This window comes from Mesorhizobium sp. Cs1299R1N1 (assembly GCF_037179655.1).
GTDB lineage: Bacteria > Pseudomonadota > Alphaproteobacteria > Rhizobiales > Rhizobiaceae > Mesorhizobium > Mesorhizobium salmacidum.
In genome coordinates, this window is sequence record NZ_JAPYKR010000071.1 from 1 (window position 1) to 2,222 (window position 2,222).

Below are 2,222 nucleotides of genomic sequence, written 5' to 3' on the forward strand. Positions count from 1 at the left end.
CGGCTTTTTCTTCCGGCAACGCCGTGAACGGCACGTTTAGCCAAACCACATCTTTGCCGTGTTTCAGGACGCCCTGGATCCAGTTCGGCGTCCAACTGTAATAGAGCGTCGGTTTGCCGGATTGAATGCGCTGGATCACATCGGGAAGCAGGGCAAAGTATTCACCTTGCTTGTGCGTGACGGTTTCGCGCAGACCGTAAGCGTCCAGGTTATGCTCGATGATCCTCTCACATCCCCAGCCCGGATCGCAGCCATAGAGGTCGGCTTTGCCGTCGCCGTCAATGTCGAACAGCTTGGCGAGCTTGGGATCCTTGAGCTGGTCGATCGTCTTGATGCCGTACTTGTCAGCCGTGGCCTTGTCGATAGAGTATCCCTGGATGGAATTTCTTACCAGGGTACCGACCCGGCGAAGCTTTGCGTCACCACCTGCCTTTTCAGCAAAGGCGATATGGAGGGGATACCAATGCGGAGTATAATAGTCCGCGTCACCATTGCCGACCGCGATGTGTGCAAGCGGCACCTGCGCGGCTGACGGTTCATTTACGGTATAACCGAGATCCTCAAGCCCCAGCTTCACCACATAAGCCTCGAACAGCTCCTCCGCCTGGCCAAGGTAGAGAGGCCTGACAGTGACCCCTTTGCCCGGCAAATCCTGCGCGACGGCGTGCCCCACGGAGACTGCAAGCGTGCTGACAATGGCAGCCGCGGTGGCAAGTCTTCGTATCGTTACCTGCATACTGGTGGTGTTCATTGGTGCTCCCATTTGACTGACGTTAGTTGCCGGCTAATCGGTGCCTTCCAGGCCTCGCCGGGGAAATCTGGAAGTATCGGATGAACCGGGTAACCACTCCGGCCGGGCCAACCTCGTACCAGGCGACGTGGGCAGAACGGCCGCGCTTGGTCATCGCAGATTGCGTCATGCGATCGAGAACGATTGCGAGAATGACGATGCCCAAGCCGCCGGTCGCCGCCAGACCGATGTCCAACCGGCCGATGCCTCGGAGGACCATTTGCCCAAGCCCGCCCACCGCGATCATGGAAGCAACGACGACCATGGACAGCGACATCATCAGTGTCTGATTGACGCCTGCGACAATGCTCGGGAGGGCGAGGGGCAATTGCGCCTTGAACAGAAGCTGCCGGTTTGATGCACCGAATGACCGCATCGCTTCTACAACCTCCGGTGAAACCTGCTGGATTCCAAGCGTGGTCAGCCTAATCACAGGTGGCAGGGCAAAAATGATCGTCACGATTACGCCGGGGACATTGCCAATGCCAAAAAGCATCACGACCGGTACCAGATAGACGAAGGAAGGGATTGTCTGCATCGTATCCAGGATCGGCCTGCAGATAGCGGCCGCCCGATCACTGCGAGCAGCCAGAACCCCCAGAGGGATGCCGATGATCGTGCACACCACAACCGCCGTGAATACGAGACTAAGTGTGGTCATCGTCTCGGGCCATATGCCCAGAAAGCCTATGACACTGAGGAGAACAACCACTTGGGCCGCAAGGCGCCAGCCTGCGATTTGCCAGGCGACCAATCCAAAGGCGATGATTGTTACAAGCGGGGGGATGCCGTTCAAGACGACAGCAAACGCGGTAAGAAGCTGGTCAACGGGCCATTTCAGGCTCTGGAACAAGGGACGGTATTGTTGGACAACCCATCCAAGTCCCGCATCAACCCAATCGCCAAAGGGAATGCGAAGGGTCTTGAACGGATCTAGAATGTTTTCGGGTTTCACCTGACTTCCTTTCAGTCATCAATTCGTGATCGATGACCATAGCCTGCCTTACTGCACGCTGACAGCGCCTTGGCAGGCTGCGTCGCCACGGCTTCGATCTCCAAATGATGGATCGCGTGCAACTGCCCCGGAGGGGCCGCCGGCCTTCTGTTCCCACGTCCAGCGGTAATTTTCTGATCCGCATCCGTCCCACACCGACGCATCGGCATCGGGATTGATCAGGACCGGTCGTCTACCTGCTGCCGGACGCTAGCCACGGCTGGGTCTTTTAACAACCGAACAAAAAGTAATGGTCTTGAGGAATAAATGTTATCACCAACCCCGCGCAGCCAGCCCCCTAGGCCTCAAGAGCATCCGGTCGCTGCTCATCAGCTGCAACTTCCGGGGGGCTAAGCCCTTCGACTTGGGCAAGCATCCAATTGCGGAAGATAGTCACGTCGTCACGCGCGACGGCTGCGTTCGGGATGACAAGATGAT

Annotated in this window: 2 protein-coding genes; both read right to left on the reverse strand. The window is 57.5% G+C overall.

The features are described 5' to 3' along the window. Window positions 1–751: glycine betaine/L-proline ABC transporter substrate-binding protein ProX (gene proX, locus O7A70_RS33660; protein WP_337144184.1), on the reverse strand; the 751-nt coding region annotated here is incomplete at its 3' end. Window positions 752–773: 22 nt separating this feature from the next. Next, a complete protein-coding gene (locus O7A70_RS33665; RefSeq protein WP_337144185.1) occupies window positions 774–1,745 on the reverse strand; it encodes an ABC transporter permease in 972 nt (323 codons plus the stop codon). Between the last annotated feature and the right edge of the window lie 477 nt (window positions 1,746–2,222).